The organism is Pseudomonas sp. FP2254, assembly GCF_030687695.1.
Taxonomy (GTDB): Bacteria; Pseudomonadota; Gammaproteobacteria; order Pseudomonadales; family Pseudomonadaceae; genus Aquipseudomonas; species Aquipseudomonas quebecensis.
The window spans coordinates 106,117-127,769 of the sequence record NZ_CP117444.1 but is presented as its reverse complement, the minus strand read 5'-3'; the positions used below and the strand labels follow the sequence as shown (position 1 = coordinate 127,769).

The 21,653-nt window shown below is 56.4% G+C and carries 15 protein-coding genes, 2 tRNA genes and 4 rRNA genes; 12 read left to right on the top strand and 9 right to left on the bottom strand.

The genetic code is table 11. The features are described 5' to 3' along the window. The first annotated feature begins 6 nt into the window (after positions 1-6). Positions 7-471, top strand: coding sequence for an SRPBCC family protein (locus PSH94_RS00610; RefSeq protein WP_305436086.1), 465 nt, complete (start codon positions 7-9; stop codon positions 469-471). Positions 472-509: 38 nt separating this feature from the next. On the opposite strand, the gene PSH94_RS00605 is transcribed toward PSH94_RS00610, so the two are convergent. The 9 genes from PSH94_RS00605 to PSH94_RS00565 all read right to left on the bottom strand — a co-directional run bounded on the left by PSH94_RS00605 (position 510) and on the right by PSH94_RS00565 (position 11,195). Then, on the bottom strand, positions 510-2,390 hold the full coding sequence (locus PSH94_RS00605) for a methyl-accepting chemotaxis protein (RefSeq protein ID WP_181081784.1): 1,881 nt from the start codon (positions 2,388-2,390) through the stop codon (positions 510-512). Between the two features lie 338 nt (positions 2,391-2,728). Then, positions 2,729-2,844 (bottom strand): 5S ribosomal RNA (gene rrf, locus PSH94_RS00600). Positions 2,845-2,951: 107 nt separating this feature from the next. Continuing rightward, a 5S ribosomal RNA gene (gene rrf / locus PSH94_RS00595) occupies positions 2,952-3,067 on the bottom strand. A gap of 151 nt (positions 3,068-3,218) precedes the next feature. Continuing rightward, positions 3,219-6,112 (bottom strand): 23S ribosomal RNA (locus tag PSH94_RS00590). 246 nt (positions 6,113-6,358) lie between these two features. Further along, a tRNA-Ala gene (locus PSH94_RS00585) sits at positions 6,359-6,434 on the bottom strand. Positions 6,435-6,464: 30 nt separating this feature from the next. Further along, positions 6,465-6,541 (bottom strand) — tRNA-Ile (locus tag PSH94_RS00580). An 82-nt stretch (positions 6,542-6,623) separates the two neighbouring features. Continuing rightward, positions 6,624-8,160: ribosomal RNA gene (locus PSH94_RS00575) — 16S ribosomal RNA — on the bottom strand. Together the 16S, 23S and 5S rRNA genes with 2 tRNA genes alongside form the textbook arrangement of a ribosomal RNA operon. Positions 8,161-8,779: 619 nt before the next feature. Next, positions 8,780-10,000 carry a CaiB/BaiF CoA-transferase family protein gene (locus tag PSH94_RS00570; RefSeq protein ID WP_305436084.1) on the bottom strand — a complete coding sequence of 407 codons (1,221 nt, stop codon included), beginning with the start codon at positions 9,998-10,000 and terminating at the stop codon, positions 8,780-8,782. Positions 10,001-10,013: 13 nt separating this feature from the next. Beyond that, on the bottom strand, positions 10,014-11,195 hold the full coding sequence (locus tag PSH94_RS00565; RefSeq protein ID WP_305436082.1) for an acyl-CoA dehydrogenase: 1,182 nt from the start codon (positions 11,193-11,195) through the stop codon (positions 10,014-10,016). A 158-nt stretch (positions 11,196-11,353) separates the two neighbouring features. Here PSH94_RS00565 and PSH94_RS00560 point away from each other — a divergent pair, with 158 nt between their 5' ends. The 11 genes from PSH94_RS00560 (at position 11,354) to PSH94_RS00510 (ending at position 21,416) form a co-directional block, all read left to right on the top strand. Continuing rightward, a complete protein-coding gene (locus PSH94_RS00560; RefSeq protein ID WP_181081878.1) occupies positions 11,354-12,265 on the top strand; it encodes a LysR family transcriptional regulator in 912 nt (303 codons plus the stop codon). Positions 12,266-12,703: 438 nt separating this feature from the next. Then, positions 12,704-13,825, top strand: a complete 1,122-nt coding sequence (locus tag PSH94_RS00555) for a Re/Si-specific NAD(P)(+) transhydrogenase subunit alpha (RefSeq protein ID WP_266245315.1) — start codon at positions 12,704-12,706, stop codon at positions 13,823-13,825. 15 nt (positions 13,826-13,840) lie between these two features. Beyond that, positions 13,841-14,164 carry an NAD(P) transhydrogenase subunit alpha gene (locus tag PSH94_RS00550; RefSeq protein ID WP_124413458.1) on the top strand — a complete coding sequence of 108 codons (324 nt, stop codon included), beginning with the start codon at positions 13,841-13,843 and terminating at the stop codon, positions 14,162-14,164. Further along, a complete protein-coding gene (locus PSH94_RS00545; RefSeq protein WP_181081880.1) occupies positions 14,161-15,597 on the top strand; it encodes an NAD(P)(+) transhydrogenase (Re/Si-specific) subunit beta in 1,437 nt (478 codons plus the stop codon). The genes PSH94_RS00550 and PSH94_RS00545 overlap by 4 nt, the downstream gene beginning before the upstream one ends. 179 nt (positions 15,598-15,776) lie before the next feature. Then, entirely contained in the window at positions 15,777-17,270 is a 1,494-nt protein-coding gene (locus tag PSH94_RS00540; RefSeq protein WP_181081881.1) for an acetyl-CoA hydrolase/transferase family protein, read from the top strand. A gap of 318 nt (positions 17,271-17,588) precedes the next feature. After that, complete coding sequence (locus PSH94_RS00535; protein WP_181081882.1) at positions 17,589-17,801, top strand: DUF1127 domain-containing protein; 213 nt, start codon at positions 17,589-17,591, stop codon at positions 17,799-17,801. A gap of 258 nt (positions 17,802-18,059) precedes the next feature. Beyond that, positions 18,060-18,245: a DUF1127 domain-containing protein gene (locus PSH94_RS00530; RefSeq protein ID WP_181081883.1), complete on the top strand. Its 186-nt coding sequence runs from the start codon at positions 18,060-18,062 to the stop codon at positions 18,243-18,245. Positions 18,246-18,379: 134 nt separating this feature from the next. Next, a complete protein-coding gene (locus tag PSH94_RS00525) occupies positions 18,380-18,700 on the top strand; it encodes a DUF2388 domain-containing protein (protein ID WP_181081884.1) in 321 nt (106 codons plus the stop codon). Positions 18,701-18,802: 102 nt separating this feature from the next. Then, on the top strand, positions 18,803-19,111 hold the full coding sequence (locus PSH94_RS00520) for a DUF2388 domain-containing protein (RefSeq protein ID WP_305436080.1): 309 nt from the start codon (positions 18,803-18,805) through the stop codon (positions 19,109-19,111). A gap of 26 nt (positions 19,112-19,137) precedes the next feature. After that, positions 19,138-19,458 carry a DUF2388 domain-containing protein gene (locus PSH94_RS00515; RefSeq protein WP_181081886.1) on the top strand — a complete coding sequence of 107 codons (321 nt, stop codon included), beginning with the start codon at positions 19,138-19,140 and terminating at the stop codon, positions 19,456-19,458. Further along, a complete protein-coding gene (locus tag PSH94_RS00510; RefSeq protein ID WP_305436078.1) occupies positions 19,455-21,416 on the top strand; it encodes a DUF4105 domain-containing protein in 1,962 nt (653 codons plus the stop codon). Before PSH94_RS00515 ends, PSH94_RS00510 begins: the two co-directional genes overlap by 4 nt. Positions 21,417-21,653: the final 237 nt, after the last annotated feature.

Below are 21,653 nucleotides of genomic sequence, written 5' to 3'. Positions count from 1 at the left end.
CACGATATGAAACCGCTGCAACCCGATACTTTAATCTGCAACCCGAACGGCCCGCCGATTGTGGCGAGCGTCGTCATCAACTGCGAAGCGCTTCGCGTGTGGGAGATGGTGGGGCAGTTTTCGAGCTTTGATGCCTTCATCCCGGCCTTGGCGTCTGTCGAGATGATCGGCACAGGCGTGGGTGCATTGCGTACCAAAACGTTCCGTGATGGCAACTGTGTCGTCGAGCAACTCAATAGTCGAGATGATCATGCCATGCACATGACCTGGACCATGATCTATAACACGCTGGGCGTGGCCAGGTTGTGGGCAGGGATTCGTGTGCAGGCACATGGCGTGCAATGCGCCAAGGTGAGCTGGACCATCATTGCCGAGCCAGTGGACAAGACGCAGGTGGGTTTCGAAGCGTTTGTGCAGGACTTTGCCGACAGCGCCCTGGCAAACGTGCGTAAGCTGCTGGGCGGTGCGTAGGAGCGAAGCTGCTCGCTCCTACGCACCGCCCAGACAAGTCAGATCTTGAAGCTGTCGACCAGTTGCTTCAAGCGATTGGCCTGTTGCGACAGGGCATCGCAGTCTCTGAGTGTCTCGTTGAGATTGGCTACGCCCTGCTGGTTAAGCAGATTGATCTGGTTGATGTCCACGTTGAGCGTTTCCACCACGGCGGTTTGCTCCTCAGTGGCCGCAGCGACGGACTGGTTCATGCCGTCAATCTCAACGATTCGCTGCGTCACGCTCACCAGGCGTTCACCCGCCTGGTTGGCGACCTCAACACTTTCCTCACTTGAGACCTGGCTGGCATTCATGGTGGTCACCGCCTCGCGGGAGCCCACTTGCAGTGAAGTGATCATTTTATGAATTTCTTCGGCGGACTCCTGGGTACGGTGAGCCAGGTTGCGTACTTCATCGGCCACCACAGCAAAGCCACGCCCGGCCTCACCAGCACGCGCGGCTTCGATCGCGGCGTTGAGAGCAAGCAAGTTGGTTTGCTGAGAAATGCCTTTGATCACATCCAGAATGTGACCAATGTTGTCGGTACTGGCGTTAAGCGTTTCAATCTGTGTGCACGAAAGACTGATCTTCTGAGACAGCTCAGACATTGCCAAAATGGTCTGCTCAACCACTTTGCGCCCATCGTCAGCCTGCTCACTGGCACCGCTGGCGTGTTGAGATGCATCAGCCGCGTTCCGCGCAATCTCCTGAGTGGCGGCCCCCAGCTCGTTGATCGCCGCAGCAACGCTGTTGGTACGTGCACTTTGCTCGTCGGAGCCGATGATCGACGCGTTGGACGACGCCATCACGCGCTGGGACAAATCATGAACCTGGCGCGTGGCCGAAGAGACTTCCGAAATCGAAGCGTGAATACGCTCAACGAACCGGTTGAACGCACTGCCTACTTCGCCAAATTCGTCCTTGCTGGTGACAGCCAGGCGACGAGTCAGGTCGCCCTCGCCTTGGGCGATGTCCTGCATGGCGACGCCCATGGTGGTCAAGGGGCGCAGTAGCACTTGGATCAACAGGCTCAGCAACACCGCAATCGCTACCACGGCGATCAACATGGCAATCAAGGCTGAGGTGCGGAATTTACCGAGCGGCGCGTAGGCTTTGTCTTTGTCGATCGACAATCCGATATACCAATCGGCACCTGGCAGGCCGCTGATGGGCGTAAAGGACAAAATGCGATCATGGCCTTTGAGTACTACGTCCTGGTTGAGCTTTTCTATGCGAAGTGTGGTGCCTGGATAGATGTCCTTGAGGTTTTTCATCACCTGATCTTCGTCTGGACTGACGATGACCTGGCCGTCGCCGCTGACCAGAAAAGCATGGCCGATACCACCAAAGTCCACCGAGTTGATGATTTTCACCAAGGTTTGCAGACTAAGGTCGCCACCCACCACACCAAGCAATTCGCCGTTCTTTTTCACCGGCATCGCGATGGTAACGATCTGACCACCTACTGCCGCCATATAAGGCGGCGTCAGCATGGGTTTATCTGCAGCAACAGCTTGTTTGTACCAAGGGCGCTGACGAGGATCATAGTCGTCCGGCATTTTGGCGTCAGGGCGTTGGGTGAATACACCGTTGGTTTGCCCGACATAAGTGAACTGGAAGTTCGATGTCAGTGCAGGTTGATCTACCAAACCTGGCAGGTCCGCAGCACTGCCTTGGTGGGCAATGTTCTGAGTCAGACTTTCGAGTACCAGGATTCGACCACTGAGCCAGTTTTGCACACTGCTGGCGGTGAGCTCACCGGATTGCTGGATAGATGACTCCAGATTCTGCTTGATCGTACTGCGTTGCAGGTAATCGTTGTAAAGCGTAAATAACGCGAAGGCTAGGACCACCACGCCTGACGCGGCCAACAAAATTTTATGACTGAACTTGAGATTCATTTCATCGACTTCTTTTTGCCAAAGGGGGATGAGCGTGCCGAGCGGAACATTCCATGTAACGGTATAGCCGGCTTCGCGGGCCGCTCTATTTCGGTGCACGCATGGCTCATCAGGCTTTCGGCCAAATCGAGTGAAATCTTAAGGGTTTGTAGGAAACATCTTCTTTTTGAGCGAGAAACCGGACCGGTGGTACACCGATTCATTGCGGGAATGCAGCACACCGGCACTTGCGCGCACGCCATATAAGGATATTGCGGTTGGATACTGAGTGGAAAATACCGATTGCCTAAACGACAAAACCCCTGCCTGCGTTAGCAGACAGGGGTTTCGGAATTTGATCTTGACGATGACCTACTCTCACATGGGGAAACCCCACACTACCATCGGCGATGCATCGTTTCACTGCTGAGTTCGGGATGGGATCAGGTGGTTCCAATGCTCTATGGTCGTCAAGAAATTCTGTGTACCAGAACGATGCATTGCAGCGTGCCAGTGAAATTCATGGACTTCTACATAAAACAAAACCCCAACTGCTCTCGCAATTGGGGTTTCGGAATTTAATCTTGACGATGACCTACTCTCACATGGGGAAACCCCACACTACCATCGGCGATGCATCGTTTCACTGCTGAGTTCGGGATGGGATCAGGTGGTTCCAATGCTCTATGGTCGTCAAGAAATTCGGGTACTGAGTCGCGGCCAGATGGCCTCGCTTCAGCAAATTGGGTATGTGACAGCTGTCGGTGTTTTGTGAGCGTCGAACTTTCGGTTCATTGCGTCTTCATACACCGCAATCTGGCCTTTCGACTCAAATTGCTTGGGTGTTATATGGTCAAGCCTCACGGGCAATTAGTATTGGTTAGCTCAACGCCTCACAGCGCTTACACACCCAACCTATCAACGTCGTAGTCTTCGACGGCCCTTCAGGGAACTCAAGGTTCCAGTGAGATCTCATCTTGAGGCTAGTTTCCCGCTTAGATGCTTTCAGCGGTTATCTATTCCGAACATAGCTACCCGGCAATGCCACTGGCGTGACAACCGGAACACCAGAGGTTCGTCCACTCCGGTCCTCTCGTACTAGGAGCAGCCCCTCTCAAATCTCAAACGTCCACGGCAGATAGGGACCGAACTGTCTCACGACGTTCTAAACCCAGCTCGCGTACCACTTTAAATGGCGAACAGCCATACCCTTGGGACCGGCTTCAGCCCCAGGATGTGATGAGCCGACATCGAGGTGCCAAACACCGCCGTCGATATGAACTTCTTGGGCGGTAATCAGCCTGTTATCCCCGGAGTACCTTTTATCCGTTGAGCGATGGCCCTTCCATACAGAACCACCGGATCACTAAGACCTACTTTCGTACCTGCTCGACGTGTCTGTCTCGCAGTCAAGCGCGCTTTTGCCTTTATACTCTACGACCGATTTCCGACCGGTCTGAGCGCACCTTCGTACTCCTCCGTTACTCTTTAGGAGGAGACCGCCCCAGTCAAACTACCCACCATACACTGTCCTCGATCCGGATAACGGACCTGAGTTAGAACCTCAAAGTTGCCAGGGTGGTATTTCAAGGATGGCTCCACGCAGACTGGCGTCCACGCTTCAAAGCCTCCCACCTATCCTACACAAGCAAATTCAAAGTCCAGTGCAAAGCTATAGTAAAGGTTCACGGGGTCTTTCCGTCTAGCCGCGGATACACTGCATCTTCACAGCGATTTCAATTTCACTGAGTCTCGGGTGGAGACAGCGCCGCCATCGTTACGCCATTCGTGCAGGTCGGAACTTACCCGACAAGGAATTTCGCTACCTTAGGACCGTTATAGTTACGGCCGCCGTTTACCGGGGCTTCGATCAAGAGCTTCGCGTTAGCTAACCCCATCAATTAACCTTCCGGCACCGGGCAGGCGTCACACCCTATACGTCCACTTTCGTGTTTGCAGAGTGCTGTGTTTTTAATAAACAGTCGCAGCGGCCTGGTATCTTCGACCGGCATGAGCTTACGGAGCAAGTCCTTCACCCTCACCGGCGCACCTTCTCCCGAAGTTACGGTGCCATTTTGCCTAGTTCCTTCACCCGAGTTCTCTCAAGCGCCTTGGTATTCTCTACCCAACCACCTGTGTCGGTTTGGGGTACGGTTCCTGGTTACCTGAAGCTTAGAAGCTTTTCTTGGAAGCATGGCATCAACCACTTCGTCATCTAAAAGATGACTCGTCATCAGCTCTCGGCCTTAAGATCCCGGATTTACCTAAGATCTCAGCCTACCACCTTAAACTTGGACAACCAACGCCAAGCTGGCCTAGCCTTCTCCGTCCCTCCATCGCAATAACCAGAAGTACAGGAATATTAACCTGTTTTCCATCGACTACGCTTTTCAGCCTCGCCTTAGGGACCGACTAACCCTGCGTCGATTAACGTTGCGCAGGAAACCTTGGTCTTTCGGCGTGGGTGTTTTTCACACCCATTGTCGTTACTCATGTCAGCATTCGCACTTCTGATACCTCCAGCAAGCTTCTCAACTCACCTTCACAGGCTTACAGAACGCTCCTCTACCGCATCACTTACGTGATACCCGTAGCTTCGGTGTATGGTTTGAGCCCCGTTACATCTTCCGCGCAGGCCGACTCGACTAGTGAGCTATTACGCTTTCTTTAAAGGGTGGCTGCTTCTAAGCCAACCTCCTAGCTGTCTAAGCCTTCCCACATCGTTTCCCACTTAACCATAACTTTGGGACCTTAGCTGACGGTCTGGGTTGTTTCCCTTTTCACGACGGACGTTAGCACCCGCCGTGTGTCTCCCATGCTCGGCACTTGTAGGTATTCGGAGTTTGCTTCGGTTTGGTAAGTCGGGATGACCCCCTAGCCGAAACAGTGCTCTACCCCCTACAGTGATACATGAGGCGCTACCTAAATAGCTTTCGAGGAGAACCAGCTATCTCCGAGCTTGATTAGCCTTTCACTCCGATCCACAGGTCATCCGCTAACTTTTCAACGGTAGTCGGTTCGGTCCTCCAGTTAGTGTTACCCAACCTTCAACCTGCCCATGGATAGATCGCCCGGTTTCGGGTCTATTCCCAGCGACTAGACGCCCTATTAAGACTCGCTTTCGCTACGCCTCCCCTATTCGGTTAAGCTCGCCACTGAAAATAAGTCGCTGACCCATTATACAAAAGGTACGCAGTCACCCAACAAAGTGGGCTCCCACTGCTTGTACGCATACGGTTTCAGGATCTATTTCACTCCCCTCTCCGGGGTTCTTTTCGCCTTTCCCTCACGGTACTAGTTCACTATCGGTCAGTCAGTAGTATTTAGCCTTGGAGGATGGTCCCCCCATATTCAGACAAAGTTTCTCGTGCTCCGTCCTACTCGATTTCATGACTAAGAGATTTTCGCGTACAGGGCTATCACCCACTATGGCCGCACTTTCCAGAGCGTTCCGCTAATCTCAAAGCCACTTAAGGGCTAGTCCCCGTTCGCTCGCCACTACTAAGGGAATCTCGGTTGATTTCTTTTCCTCAGGGTACTTAGATGTTTCAGTTCCCCTGGTTCGCCTCTTGCACCTATGTATTCAGTACAAGATAACCATCTTATGATGGCTGGGTTCCCCCATTCAGACATCTCCGGATCAAAGTCTGTTTGCCGACTCCCCGAAGCTTTTCGCAGGCTACCACGTCTTTCATCGCCTCTGACTGCCAAGGCATCCACCGTATGCGCTTCTTCACTTGACCATATAACCCCAAGCAATCTGGTTATACTGTGAAGACGACATTCGCCGAAAATTCGAATTTCTCAATTAAGAGAACTCACAAATTTTACCTTAGCCTGATCCGTTACCAGTGAAAGTAACGTTCAGTCTATCTTTCTATCACATACCCAAATTTTTAAAGAACGAACTAGTCAAAGACTAGAAATCAACATTCACCATCGCAGTGATGGAATGCTCATTTCTAAGCTTTATACAACAGAAGCAGTAGTGGTGGAGCCAAACGGGATCGAACCGTTGACCTCCTGCGTGCAAGGCAGGCGCTCTCCCAGCTGAGCTATGGCCCCGTATTTCTACAGGCGTTTCCCACACAAAATTGGTGGGTCTGGGCAGATTCGAACTGCCGACCTCACCCTTATCAGGGGTGCGCTCTAACCAACTGAGCTACAGACCCAATTTCGGGCTGCTTCTTATCGTCTTCTTCAATGAATCAAGCAATTCGTGTGGGAACTTATGGAGCAGCTGATGTCGTCGATTAAGGAGGTGATCCAGCCGCAGGTTCCCCTACGGCTACCTTGTTACGACTTCACCCCAGTCATGAATCACACCGTGGTAACCGTCCCCCCGAAGGTTAGACTAGCTACTTCTGGTGCAACCCACTCCCATGGTGTGACGGGCGGTGTGTACAAGGCCCGGGAACGTATTCACCGCGACATTCTGATTCGCGATTACTAGCGATTCCGACTTCACGCAGTCGAGTTGCAGACTGCGATCCGGACTACGATCGGTTTTATGGGATTAGCTCCACCTCGCGGCTTGGCAACCCTTTGTACCGACCATTGTAGCACGTGTGTAGCCCAGGCCGTAAGGGCCATGATGACTTGACGTCATCCCCACCTTCCTCCGGTTTGTCACCGGCAGTCTCCTTAGAGTGCCCACCATAACGTGCTGGTAACTAAGGACAAGGGTTGCGCTCGTTACGGGACTTAACCCAACATCTCACGACACGAGCTGACGACAGCCATGCAGCACCTGTCTCAATGTTCCCGAAGGCACCAATCTATCTCTAGAAAGTTCATTGGATGTCAAGGCCTGGTAAGGTTCTTCGCGTTGCTTCGAATTAAACCACATGCTCCACCGCTTGTGCGGGCCCCCGTCAATTCATTTGAGTTTTAACCTTGCGGCCGTACTCCCCAGGCGGTCAACTTAATGCGTTAGCTGCGCCACTAAGAGCTCAAGGCTCCCAACGGCTAGTTGACATCGTTTACGGCGTGGACTACCAGGGTATCTAATCCTGTTTGCTCCCCACGCTTTCGCACCTCAGTGTCAGTATCAGTCCAGGTGGTCGCCTTCGCCACTGGTGTTCCTTCCTATATCTACGCATTTCACCGCTACACAGGAAATTCCACCACCCTCTACCATACTCTAGTCAGTCAGTTTTGAATGCAGTTCCCAGGTTGAGCCCGGGGATTTCACATCCAACTTAACAAACCACCTACGCGCGCTTTACGCCCAGTAATTCCGATTAACGCTTGCACCCTCTGTATTACCGCGGCTGCTGGCACAGAGTTAGCCGGTGCTTATTCTGTCGGTAACGTCAAAACCATCACGTATTAGGTAATGGCCCTTCCTCCCAACTTAAAGTGCTTTACAATCCGAAGACCTTCTTCACACACGCGGCATGGCTGGATCAGGCTTTCGCCCATTGTCCAATATTCCCCACTGCTGCCTCCCGTAGGAGTCTGGACCGTGTCTCAGTTCCAGTGTGACTGATCATCCTCTCAGACCAGTTACGGATCGTCGCCTTGGTGAGCCATTACCCCACCAACTAGCTAATCCGACCTAGGCTCATCTGATAGCGCAAGGCCCGAAGGTCCCCTGCTTTCTCCCGTAGGACGTATGCGGTATTAGCGTCCGTTTCCGAACGTTATCCCCCACTACCAGGCAGATTCCTAGGCATTACTCACCCGTCCGCCGCTCTCAAGAGAAGCAAGCTTCTCTCTACCGCTCGACTTGCATGTGTTAGGCCTGCCGCCAGCGTTCAATCTGAGCCATGATCAAACTCTTCAGTTCAAACATCTTTGGGTTTTTAAGAAACCCTAAACTTGGCTCAGCAATCGTTGGTTACATCTTTGATTTCTCGCGGAGTAACTTGTGATGCTGATAATCTTGTTGACTATCAGTCTGACTCCACAAGCACCCACACGAATTGCTTGATTCAGTTGTTAAAGAGCGGTTGGTTAAGATCTTTCGTCTCAACCGAGGCGCGCATTCTACAGCAGCCTCATTTGCTGTCAAGTGATTATTTTCAGAAGTTTTCGAAGATTTCTTCAACAACTTCAACCACTTGCGCTTCCGATCTCTCGTTAGCGGGAGGCGAATTCTACAGCGTTACACGCTGCTGTCAACACCTCTTTTTCTCCGCTTTCGACCGAGAAGATCGAAACGTTAATAGAGCCAAACAACCTTGCCCTACCAACTCCTTCTGGGCTTCGATGAACTGAAGCGATCCGCTGTCGAATTCTGCGTAACTCTTTGTTTACCAAGGAGTTTTCCGTTTCGACTGCGCCGGAAGTGGGGCGAATTATAGACTTCTGGAATCTGCCGTCAACCCTTAATTTGCTCTTTCTATCAATTACTTATATCTGGCTAAAAACTAACCAACACTAGCTAGCTATATAGAAGGAAAGATTCAGATAACACCTGCATCTTTCAAAGCCGCCACATTCTCCGCTCCAAGACCCAGCACGCCCTGCAGCACCTGGACTGTATGCTCACCTAACAAGGGGGGCGCACTACGATACTCCACGGGCGTCTTGGATAAACGTATTGGACTGGCAACCTGGGGCACTACCCCCGCCAGCGCATGAGGCAGTTGCATTGCCAATCCACGCGCCTTGACCTGCGGATCAGCAAATACCTGCGCCAAATCGTTGATCGGCCCACAGGGAACCCCAGCGCGCTCCAATTGCGCCACCCACTGCGCCGTCGTTTTGAAGACTGTTGCCTGACGAATCAATGGAATCAACTCGGCACGATTAGCCACCCGCATTCTATTAGTAGAGAAACGCGGGTCGTCCGCCCAGTGGGGCTGCCCAGCCACCTCGGCGAATTTGCGGAACTGCCCGTCATTACCCACCGTCAGGATGAAGTCGCCATCCGCCGTAGGAAAGTCCTGATAGGGCACGATATTGGGGTGAGCGTTACCCAGACGCTTTGGCGCGCTCCCAGTTGTCAGGTAATTCATCGCCTGGTTGGCCAAGCAAGCGACCTGCACGTCCAGCAGGGCCATATCAATGTGCTGACCACCACCGTCATGATCACGATGCGCCAGCGCAGCCAGAATCGCGACAGTTGAGTAAAGCCCCGTCAAGATATCGGTCAACGCCACTCCGACCTTTACAGGCCCGGCCCCTTCATCGCCCTCGGGCCGCCCCGTCAGACTCATGAGCCCGCCCAACCCTTGGATCATGAAGTCGTAACCCGCCCGCGCCGCATAAGGCCCTGTCTGGCCAAACCCAGTGATTGAGCAGTAGATCAATTCAGGATTGATCTCCTTGAGTGATTCATAATCCAGCCCATAAGCCGCGAGACCACCGACCTTGAAGTTCTCGATAAGGATGTCGGACTTCGCCGCCAGATCCCGTACGAGCTTTTGCCCCTCCGGCCGAGTGAAATCAATTGTCACCGACTCTTTATTGCGATTGGCCGCCAGGTAGTAAGCCGCCTCACTGGTGTTCTCACCATAAGCGTCCTTCAAAAAGGGCGGTCCCCAGGCGCGCGTATCGTCACCGCTACCTGGCCGCTCGACCTTGATCACCTCAGCCCCAAGATCTGCAAGGATCTGTCCCGACCAGGGGCCTGCCAATACCCGCGACAAATCCAGTACCCGCAAATGCGAAAGCGCGCCCATGCCAATGCTCCTATTAATAGAAGGCCTGAAGACCGGTTTGCGCGCGCCCCAGTATCAAGGCGTGCACGTCATGAGTGCCTTCATAAGTGTTGACCACTTCAAGGTTCACCAAATGACGCGCCACGCCGAACTCATCGGAAATACCGTTGCCGCCCAGCATGTCCCGTGCCATGCGGGCGATATCCAAGGACTTGCCACACGAATTGCGCTTCATGATCGAGGTGATTTCCACCCCAGCCGTGCCTTCGTCCTTCATACGCCCCAGCCGCAGGCAGCCCTGCAGGGCCAGCGTGATCTCAGTCTGCATATCAGCCAGTTTCTTCTGGATCAATTGAGTTGCCGCCAACGGCCGACCAAACTGATGACGGTCCAACGTGTACTGGCGAGCGGTGTGCCAACAGAATTCGGCAGCCCCCAAGGCCCCCCAGGAAATGCCATAGCGCGCAGAATTCAGGCAAGTGAAAGGCCCTTTCAAGCCGCGCACATCCGGAAAGATGTTCTCTTCAGGCACAAACACGTTATCCATTACGATCTCGCCGGTGATCGAGGCCCGCAGGCCGACCTTTCCGTGAATCGCCGGAGCGCTTAGGCCCTTCCATCCCTTTTCCAGCACGAAGCCTCGAATATCGCCGGCATCGTCCTTGCCCCAAACCACAAATACATCAGCGATCGGGCTGTTGGTGATCCACATCTTCGCGCCCGTCAGGCTGTAGCCGCCGTCCACCTTGCGTGCGCGAGTAATCATCGCGCCTGGGTCAGACCCGTGGTTAGGCTCTGTCAGACCAAAGCAACCGATCCATTCGCCAGAGGCCAGCTTTGGTAAGTACTTCTGCTTCTGCGCCTCGGTACCGAATTCATTGATCGGCACCATGACCAGAGAAGACTGCACGCTCATCATCGAGCGGTAGCCGGAGTCGACACGTTCCACTTCGCGCGCGATCAAGCCGTAGCTGACGTAATTCAAGCCACTGCCGCCGTACTGTTCGGGAATCATCGCCCCCAGCAAACCGGTCTCACCCATCTCGCGAAAAATTGCCGGGTCAGTCCGCTCATGACGGAAGGCCTCAAGTACACGCGGCGCCAGCTTGTCCTGAGCAAATTGCTCGGCACTGTCGCGCACCATGCGCTCTTCTTCGGTGAGCTGTTGATCCAGCAGCAGTGGATCGATCCAGTTGAAGCTTGCCTTGCCAGCCATGAGTCAAGTCCTCGCAAAGAACATAGGAAGTCGTGGACCAAGCCTAGGCCCGGTAACCATTCGGGGCAAACGAGGATTATGCATAGGGTTGTGCTAATTTCTCACTTCGTAATAGTTGTAATCCGCCCCCAGCGGCTTTATGAGTGAGGACAGAGTACATGCGCAGAAAAATACCCAGCACGACCGCGCTTGTCAGTTTTGAGGCGGCGGCTCGCCATGAGAGCTTCACCAAGGCAGCGCAGGAGTTATCCCTCACCCAAGGCGCCATTTGCCGACAGATCGCCAGCCTTGAAGAGTTTTTAGGTGTCGAACTGTTTCGACGCTCGCGACGCGGAGTGAAGCTAACCGAAGCGGGGCTGTCTTATAGTCGTCGCGTCGCGACGCAACTGGACGCGGTGGAACGCGACACGCTGTCCGTAATGGGTCAGCAGGGCGCCAACGTAATTGAACTGGCCGTGGTCCCCACGTTCGGCACGCAGTGGCTGATCCCCAGGCTCAAGGACTTCCAGCGCCAGCATCCGGAAGTGACAGTCAACCTCACCAACCGCACGCGGCCGTTCCTGTTTGCGGATACCGATTTCGACGCGGCCATTTACTTCGGGGACGCCGACTGGTCCGGCACTGAATCGCACCGATTGATGGGGGAGAACCCCGTGCCCGTCTGCAGTCCGCAGTTGCTGGGCGAGCGCACTCAGTTCAGCGCCGAAGAAATCGCAGAGCTACCGCTGCTGCAGCAAACCACGCGCCCCTATGCCTGGCGGCAGTGGTTCAGTGCCAGGCAACTGAACGTTCCCCGTGACATGACAGGCCCTCGTTACGAGCTATTCTCGATGTTGTCTCAAGCCGCCACGCATGACATGGGCATCGCGCTGATCCCGCCGTTCCTGATCCAGCGCGAGCTGGACGAGCATCAACTGGTGATCGCAAGCCCTGAAGCACTGACCAGCTCCAAGGCTTATTACCTGATGATTCCTGACCGAAAGGTCGAGTCCGCCTCGTTGCACGCGTTCAGAGACTGGCTTATTGATCAGTCACAACGCTACAGCCCAGCAATCAAAGGACTTCAATAGCTTACTGACTTTGTAGTCAGATATTTTTTATCCCTACAGATGTACGTATATGTCGCATTTAAACAGACTGTATTCATCGGCCCGAAATACCCTCAAAGCCATGATTCCTATGGCTTACAACGACCATGACGAGTCAATACACGACTATTCACAGTAAATATAAAAATCCTCGCGAAAAACACCTAGAACGCCATAATCACTTGTATTTAAAGCGGTTATTCCAGTGCCTTGCGACAATCAGTCACAGGGTGACTTGTAGTTAATTTTTCGTCACCCGTCATAATCCCTTGAAGGCCGTAAAGTTCGCCTGCAAAATGCCGCGCCCCGCTGTCATTTCAGCGGGATCGTGCTGATCGGCCGCCCCAGTTGCGCCACTCGCGGTGCACTGGCCTTTTTACAAAAAGATCAAAAGCAAAAAGATCATGCAGGAGATTTGACGTGCACATTGGTGTTCCTCTCGAAACCCAGACCGGTGAAACGCGGGTGGCTGCCACCCCGGAAACCATCAAAAAGCTGATCGGCCAGGGCCATAAGGTCACTGTACAAAGCGGAGCGGGCCTCAAGGCCAGCGTCGTCGACAGTGCCTATGAAGCAGCAGGCGCCACCCTTGGCAGTGCCAACGACGCATTTGGCGCCGAGCTGATCCTCAAGGTCGTGGCTCCCAGCGACAGCGAGCTCGCGCTGATCAAAAGCGGCACCGTACTGGTGGGCATGCTCAATCCGTTCAGCAACGAAACCATTACCAAACTGGCCGAACAGGGTGTCACTGCCTTTGCGCTCGAGGCTGCACCACGCACCTCGCGTGCCCAGAGCCTCGACGTACTGTCCTCCCAAGCCAACATCGCAGGCTATAAAGCCGTGCTGCTCGCCGCGCATCACTATCCGCGCTTCATGCCGATGCTGATGACCGCCGCAGGCACCGTAAAAGCCGCACGCGTGCTGATCCTCGGCGCGGGGGTTGCCGGGCTGCAGGCAATTGCTACGGCGAAACGTCTGGGGGCCGTGATCGAAGCGTCTGACGTACGCCCGGCCGTCAAGGAGCAGATCGAGTCCCTCGGCGCCAAGTTTGTGGAGGTGCCTTACGAAACCGATGAAGAACGCGAGTGCGCCGTCGGTGTCGGCGGTTACGCGCGCCCGATGCCCGCAAGCTGGATGCAGCGTCAGGCCCTTGCCGTGCACGAGCGCGCAAAACAAGCCGATATCGTGATTACCACGGCCCTGATCCCCGGCCGCAAGGCACCCACGCTGCTCAGCGCCGACACCGTCGCACAGATGAAGCCTGGCTCGGTGGTCATCGACCTTGCCGCCGCCCAGGGTGGGAACTGCCCGTTGACCGTCGCCGACCAGGTCGTGGTGGAAAACGGCGTGATCATTTGCGGCCCAACCAATCTGGCCGGGGCCGTCGCTGCCGATGCGTCTGCGTTGTACGCGCGCAACCTGCTGGACTTCCTGAAGCTGGTCTTCACCAAGGAAGGGCAGTTCGAAATCAACCTCGAAGACGACATCGTCGCCGCGTGCCTGATGTGCCGCGACGGCCAAGTCATCCGCAAAAACGCCTAAGCAGGGATTCAGACGATGGAAGAGCTTATCTCCCCCGGTATCTACAACCTGATCATCTTTGTGCTGGCGATCTATGTCGGCTATCACGTGGTCTGGAACGTCACGCCCGCGCTGCACACTCCATTGATGGCGGTGACCAACGCGATTTCCGCCATTGTGATCGTCGGCGCCATGCTGGCTGCCGCCCTCACCGTGACGCCGCTGGGCAAAACCATGGGCACCCTGGCGGTGGCCCTGGCCGCAGTCAACGTGTTCGGAGGTTTCCTGGTCACCCGCAGAATGCTGGAAATGTTCAAGAAGAAAGCCCCGAAAGTAAAAGAAGAGGCGCCGAAGTCATGAGCATGAATCTCGTCACGACGCTGTACCTGATCGCGTCGATCTGTTTCATCCAGGCCCTCAAGGGGCTGTCGCACCCCACCACGTCGCGTCGCGGCAACCTGTTCGGCATGCTCGGCATGGCGCTGGCCGTACTTACCACCGTGGGCCTCATCTATAAGCTCGGCGCTGAGCTGGCCACTGCCGGCATCGGCTATGTGATCGTCGGCCTTCTGATCGGTGGCACCGCCGGCTCGATCATGGCCAAGCGGGTAGAAATGACCAAGATGCCGGAGCTGGTGGCGTTCATGCACAGCATGATCGGCCTGGCCGCGGTGTTTATCGCCATCGCCGCCGTGGTCGAGCCGCAATCCCTGGGCATCGTCAAACACCTTGGCGATGCGATTCCTGCCGGCAACCGCCTGGAACTGTTCCTGGGCGCGGCCATCGGTGCGATTACGTTTTCCGGCTCGGTGATCGCTTTCGGCAAGCTGTCGGGCAAGTACAAGTTCCGCCTGTTTCAGGGGGCACCGGTACAGTTCGGCGGCCAGCACAAACTGAACCTGGTGCTTGGGCTGGCAACCCTGGGCCTGGGTCTGGCGTTCATGTTCACCGGCAACCTCACCGCCTTCGCACTGATGCTGGCGCTGGCGTTTGTATTGGGCGTGCTGATCATTATCCCGATCGGTGGCGCGGACATGCCGGTAGTCGTCTCAATGCTCAACAGCTATTCCGGCTGGGCGGCGGCCGGCATCGGTTTCTCGCTGAACAACTCGATGCTGATCATTGCCGGCTCACTGGTAGGCTCCAGCGGCGCGATCCTGTCGTACATCATGTGCAAGGCGATGAACCGCTCGTTCTTCAATGTGTTGCTCGGCGGCTTCGGTAATACGCCAGACGCCGGTGCGGCCGCTGGCTCCAAGGAAGCGCGTCCGGTGAAATCCGGTTCGGCAGACGACGCCACCTTCCTGCTCACCAACGCCGACACCGTAATCATCGTGCCAGGCTATGGCCTGGCGGTGGCGCGGGCGCAGCATGCGCTCAAAGAGTTGACCGAGAAACTCACTCACCACGGTGTTACGGTGAAATACGCGATCCACCCGGTGGCCGGTCGCATGCCCGGACACATGAACGTGTTGCTCGCCGAGGCGGAAGTGCCGTACGACCAGGTGTTCGAGATGGAAGACATCAACTCCGAGTTCGGCCAGGCCGACGTAGTGCTGGTGTTGGGTGCCAACGACGTGGTCAACCCGGCCGCGAAGAACGATCCGAAATCGCCGATTGCCGGGATGCCGATCCTCGAAGCCTTCAAGGCCAAGACCATCATCGTCAACAAGCGCTCCATGGCCAGCGGCTATGCGGGGCTGGACAACGAGCTGTTCTATCTCGACAAGACCATGATGGTGTTCGGTGACGCCAAAAAGGTCATCGAAGACATGGTCAAAGCCGTCGAGTAACACTGCTCCAGCGCAATACTCGAAACCCCGGCGCGACATAGGCTGGGGTTTTTTATTGCGGGATGAAACCCGACCAAAGGCTCTAAATCGCTAGCTTGCATTCGACCATGGTAGCGGGCCGAATTTTTTTGAAATCACTACACTGCCTACCTTGCTTCCGTAGCCCGAGATAACCATTCATGTACCGTGATCGTATCCGCTTGCCTTCGTTGTTGAACAAGGTCATGAGCGCGGCAGACGCCGCCGCACTGATCGAGGACGGCATGACCGTCGGCATGAGCGGCTTCACCCGCGCCGGTGAAGCCAAGGCCGTCCCCCACGCCCTGGCCGAACGGGCCAAGACCTCCCCGCTGAAAATCACCCTGATGACCGGCGCCAGCCTGGGCAATGACCTGGACAAGCAACTGACCGAAGCCGGTGTGTTGTCCCGGCGCATGCCATTCCAGGTCGACAGCACCTTGCGCAAGGCCATCAACGCAGGCCAGGTGATGTTTATCGATCAGCATTTGTCGGAAACCGTCGAGCAACTGCGCAACAATCAACTCAAGCTGCCGGACATTGCGGTGATCGAAGCCATCGCTATCACCGAGCAAGGCCACATCGTGCCCACCACGTCGGTGGGTAACTCAGCCAGTTTCGCAATTTTCGCCAAACAGGTGATCATCGAGATCAACCTCGCGCACAATCCGAATCTGGAAGGGCTGCACGACATCTATATTCCGACCTACCGTCCAACCCGCACGCCGATCCCATTGGTAAAGGTGGACGATCGTATCGGCAGCACCGCAATCCCGATTCCGCCAGAGAAGATCGTCGCGATCGTCATCACCAATCAGGCGGACTCAGCGTCGACCGTAACCCCGCCCGACAGCGACACCCAAGGCATCGCCAACCACCTCATCAACTTCCTCAGGCAGGAAGTGGACGCCGGGCGCATGACCAACAAACTCGGGCCGCTGCAAGCGGGCATCGGTAACATCGCCAACGCTGTGATGTGCGGCTTGATCGACTCGCCTTTCGAAGACCTGACCATGTATTCGGAAGTGTTGCAGGACTCGACATTCGACCTGATCGACGCCGGCAAGCTGAGCTTCGCCTCGGGCAGCTCGATCACTCTGTCGCAACGGCGCAATGCCGACGTGTTCGGCAACCTGGAGCGCTATAAGGACAAACTGGTGCTGCGTCCCCAGGAAATTTCCAACCACCCTGAAGTGGTGCGACGCCTGGGCATTATCGGCATCAACACAGCCCTGGAGTTCGACATCTATGGCAACGTCAACTCCACCCACGTCTGCGGCACGCGGATGATGAACGGCATCGGCGGCTCAGGTGACTTCGCGCGCAATGCGCACCTGGCGATCTTCGTGACCAAATCCATCGCCAAGGGCGGCGCGATTTCCAGCGTGGTACCGATGGTCAGCCATGTGGACCACACCGAGCATGATGTGGACATCCTGGTCACCGAAGTCGGCCTGGCCGATCTGCGCGGCCTGGCGCCACGGGAACGGGCGCGAGTGATCATCGATAACTGTGTGCACCCAGCGTACCGTGATGCGCTGAACACTTACTTCGAGACCGCCTGCACACTCGGCGGACACACCCCGCATATCCTGCGCGAGGCACTGAGCTGGCACATCAATCTGGAAGAAACCGGGCATATGCTAAAGGCTTGATTCATACAGATGCGGGCTGGTGCAAATACAGTTTCATCAGCCCTGCAGTAATCCGCGCCATTCCTGAAAAAACTGTACTGCTGTACCGGTCTTTTCCTAGGGAAATAGCTGACACAGTCACTCGAAACCGACTATTTCGCACTACTTCAGTGCAGACAGGTACAGTTGCCCCGTTTCCGTACAGTACAGCCCCTATAAACAGTTAACTGGCCCCTCACAATACAAGTGAACTGTATCTAGAGAGTGTTGCGCCGCAGGAGGATCATTGGCATCAGTTAAACCACTACCTAATCCCGCCACAAGCGGAAGGATGCCATCATGGAACGTACACTCAGTTCCGAACTGTTCTCTGAAAAAGCCGTAAACAACCAAGCCGCTCTGCCTCTGCGCGTTCTGGCCAACCTGATGCTGTGGCAACGTCGCATCTCCAGCCGCCACCAACTGGCTCGTCTGGATTCGCGCCTGCTGGCTGATGCCGGTATCAGCGAAGCACAACGCTACGAAGAGCTGAGCAAGCCGTTCTGGCGCTGATGAGCGCTCGCTGGCCCTGACCTGAACGGTCCACTGCCAGCAACCAGATTGAACAAAACAAAGCCCGCCCCGGGAAACCGGAGGTGGGCTTTGTCGTTTCCGGGATTCGATTGCGACGAAAAACAGAACCCGCAGCGCAGGACCAGTACAGTTAAAATAATCCAACAGATGATAAGTACAATTCAGTGCCGTTGTATCTGTATTGGTTAAACCAGCTCAGCCATTCTGGTGTGCCAGACCAGAATCGAGGCCACACAGATGAACTTCCAACCCGCTTTATATAAACGGCTGGCACTGCGCTTCGTCGAGGCTCTAGGCCGTTGGGCCCTGCGTGCTCAAGGTCGACGTCAGTTAACTCAGCTTGATTTGCGGGACTTGGCCGATGCAGGCATTACGCCAGGAGATCGCATGGCCGAGCTGTCCAAGCCTTTTTGGCGTGACTAGGCAGTCAAGACGCTATCCGAACGCATAAACGGCAGCTTAATATCCCGCTACCAAGTGGCGAAGCACGGGGAGCAGGCGTCTGATCCCCAAGGCTGTTCTGCACCACTTTATCCGTTCACCCAAGGAGTCACCCCATGCCCCGTCTTCGCCTTCTTAGTGCCGCTGCGCTGTTGACCCTGGCTGCCACCGCCAACGCTAGCAGCTTCATCGTGACCACCGACTCCATTGTCGGCGCGCTGAAAGCCACCTCCGACGCCACCTCCGATGCCACGTCATCCCTGCGCGACAACAAGGTGGTACGCGCCGCCCGTGACGACGCCGCCAGCTTTGTCGCCAGCGAAGGCGCCATTCGTGGAGTGAAGCTGGAAAGCGCTCTGGCCCAGATCCGCCAACAAGCCCCGCAATTGAACACCGCAACTGACGCACAGCTGGCCCAGGCCATCCTGGCCATTTGAGGCAACGGGCAAGGGAGCGCGAGCCGCTCCCGGACGCCTCCGCGCTGGCTCTCGTCCGGGCATTGCGCTAGCCTTGGCGCTCGTTTCCAGTTGTCGAGTCCCATGGCTTTTTCATACCGACTGTTCCTTGTCCCTGTGTTGTTTTCAGCGAGCTGGTCGCCTCTGGCATCGGCCTTTGACGTGACCCTTCAAGGCACTGTCGCGAGCGCCTTTGCCACCAGCAAGGTGACCTCCGCGCCCTTCGATAGAAAGTTGCTGATGGCAGCCCAGGATGATGCTGCCGTGTTTGTCGCCACTGACGGCCAATGGCGGGGAGCAAGGCTGGAATCAGCGCTGGATTACCTGCGCCGCACCCAGCCAAAACTTAACGCCAGCGACCGTGAACTGGCGCAAGCAATACTCGTCCAATAAACATCTTTGTATTTCGGAGTCATCCCATGCGTAGCCCGCTGATCGCCGCCACCCTTGGCCTGCTGTTATTGGCCGATGTTGCCCAGGCACACACGCTGGTGGCCACCAGTAACATCATTGTTCGCGCCTTTGGCCGCACCATTGATTTCACCTCGGACACCACCACCTCAATCCGCGACTCCAAAGTCGTGCGCGAAGCCCACGATGATGCCGCCAGTTTTGTTGCCACCAACGGTGAGATCCGCGGCGCGCAACTTGAAGCCGCCTTCGATACCCTGCGCACCCGCGTGCCGGAAGCTCGCGATGCCACTGACCAGACTCTCGCCGAAGCCATCCTCGCACTGTGAGGCGCCTCGCCGCCTGGCTGCTGGCCGGGACTGTGCTGCTGTGTACCGGCGCAGCGCAGGCCAGCCTGCAGCTGCGGCTCAAGTCCGATGGCTTGAGCCCGGCTGAGCAACAAGCCAGCCAGGCTTTGCTCGATGAGGCGATGCGCGCGTTGCCACCGCGCTTTATCGAGCAACTGGACCGGCGCATCGATGTCGGCTGGACCGACAAAATGCCCGGCAACGCCTACGGCCAGGCCTCTCTGGTGTCGGAGCTGGACCTCAACCGCAACCTGTTGACCAGCCTGACCGACGGCAGCGCCGCCGCCCGTCAAACCAATCGTCCCCACGGTACGGTGCGCCGGGAAATGCTCGCCACGGTTCTGCACGAACTGACCCACATCTATGATCGCGCGCGCCTGTGGTCCAAAGACGAACGCGCGCTGATCCAGCGCTGCAGCCGCCAGAACGGCATCACTGGCGTGATCGGCCTGCCGGATCAGTGCCGGGGCCAGAACGACCGGCGCTTTACCCTCAGCGATGATCCTCGATTGCTCGACCTCGCCGGTTGGCCGCAATACGTCGGCCGGCGCGGCGAGCGCGAGCAGCACAACCGCCAGGTCGTGCGCAGCCCGGACCTCTACGAAACCACCAGCCCACTGGAGTTCGTCGCGGTCAACATGGAGTACTTCCTCCTCGACCCGAGCTACGCCTGCCGCCGCCCGGCGTTGTTCCGCTATTACCGTGACCATTTCGGCTGGACGCCGCCCGAGCAGGACGCGTGCGCCAAGACGTACGCGTTTCTCAATGCCGGCAATGATTTCGCCAAGACGCCGCTGGGCCATATCGATCCCGAGCGGGTGTACCAGATTGACTATCTGCTGGCCGAAGCCAACCAGAACCTGGTAAGCCGCTGGGGCCACAGCATGCTGCGGCTGGTGATCTGCGCCCCCGGCCGGCCGCGCGGGCCCGATTGTCGGCTGGACCTGGACCAGCACCTGGTGCTGTCCTACCGCGCCTTCGTCGGTGACGTGCAGCTGTCGAGCTGGGACGGCTTGGTGGGCAAATACCCGTCGCGCCTGTTCGTATTGCCGCTGGCCCAGGTCATCGACGAATACACCAAGACTGAGCTGCGCGGCCTGGCCTCCGTCCCGCTGAAATTGTCGCGCCAGGAGATCAACGAAACCGTCGAGCACGCCGCTGAAATGCATTGGAGCTACGACGGAAACTATTTCTTCCTGTCCAACAACTGCGCCGTCGAAAGCCTCAAGCTGTTGCGCAGCGGCAGCGCCAACCCGCAACTGACCGGCCTGGACAACATCACCCCCAATGGTCTGCTGGAAGTGCTGCAGGCTCGCGGCCTGGCCGATACCAGCGTACTGGACGACAAACGCGAAGCGCTGCGCCTGGGCTATCACTTCGACTCGTTCCGCGAACGCTATCAGGCGATGTTCGATGTATTGCGCAAGCATCTACCGATCAAACAGACCCAGGTTGAAGATTGGTTGGCGCTGGACGCGGCGCAACGTCGCCAATGGTTCGACCAGGCCGATCTGCGCACCAGCGCGGCGTTGCTGCTGCTGGAACAGGCCAGTTTTCGCAAACAGCTGATGCTGGCCCAGGATGAGGTCAAGCAACGCTACCTCGGTGCCCGCGAGTTGAAAAATGGCGGCATGGAGAAAGCCAATGCCACGCTGCAACAGATCCTCGCCAACAGCGGCTTTCTCAGTCGCCCGGCCGAACTGCTCGGCGCCGGAGGCTATGGCCTGCCGCAACCGTCGGAAGCCGAACGCCTGGAGTCAGAAAGCGCCGAACGCCAAAAGCAGCTCCAGTCACTGACCGGTGAGCTGGACAAAGAGGTGAGGGCGCTGCTTGAACCATCCCGCGCCGCCGAGATTGCCGCGTGTGAAGCCAACCTCAAGCAGGTCGGTGAACATCTGCGCAAACTGCACAAAGCGGCGGGCGGGCTCGAACTGCCGTGAAGGTGGGAGGGGCTTGCCCCTTGATAGATTTTGACCTGCACAAGCTTGAAGACCGCGCGTCTTGCCCACACTGACTGTTTTGCCGGCGAAAGCTGGCTGAAAGCTTACGCGTCTAGGATCGCCCCCAACTGCCGGCAATAGATCGGCTGTACACAACAACAATGGTGATCCCCGATGTCCGTCCGTACCCGCCTGTTCGCTCCAACTCCTCCCGTACGTCTCGTGCCTTTCGTTCTG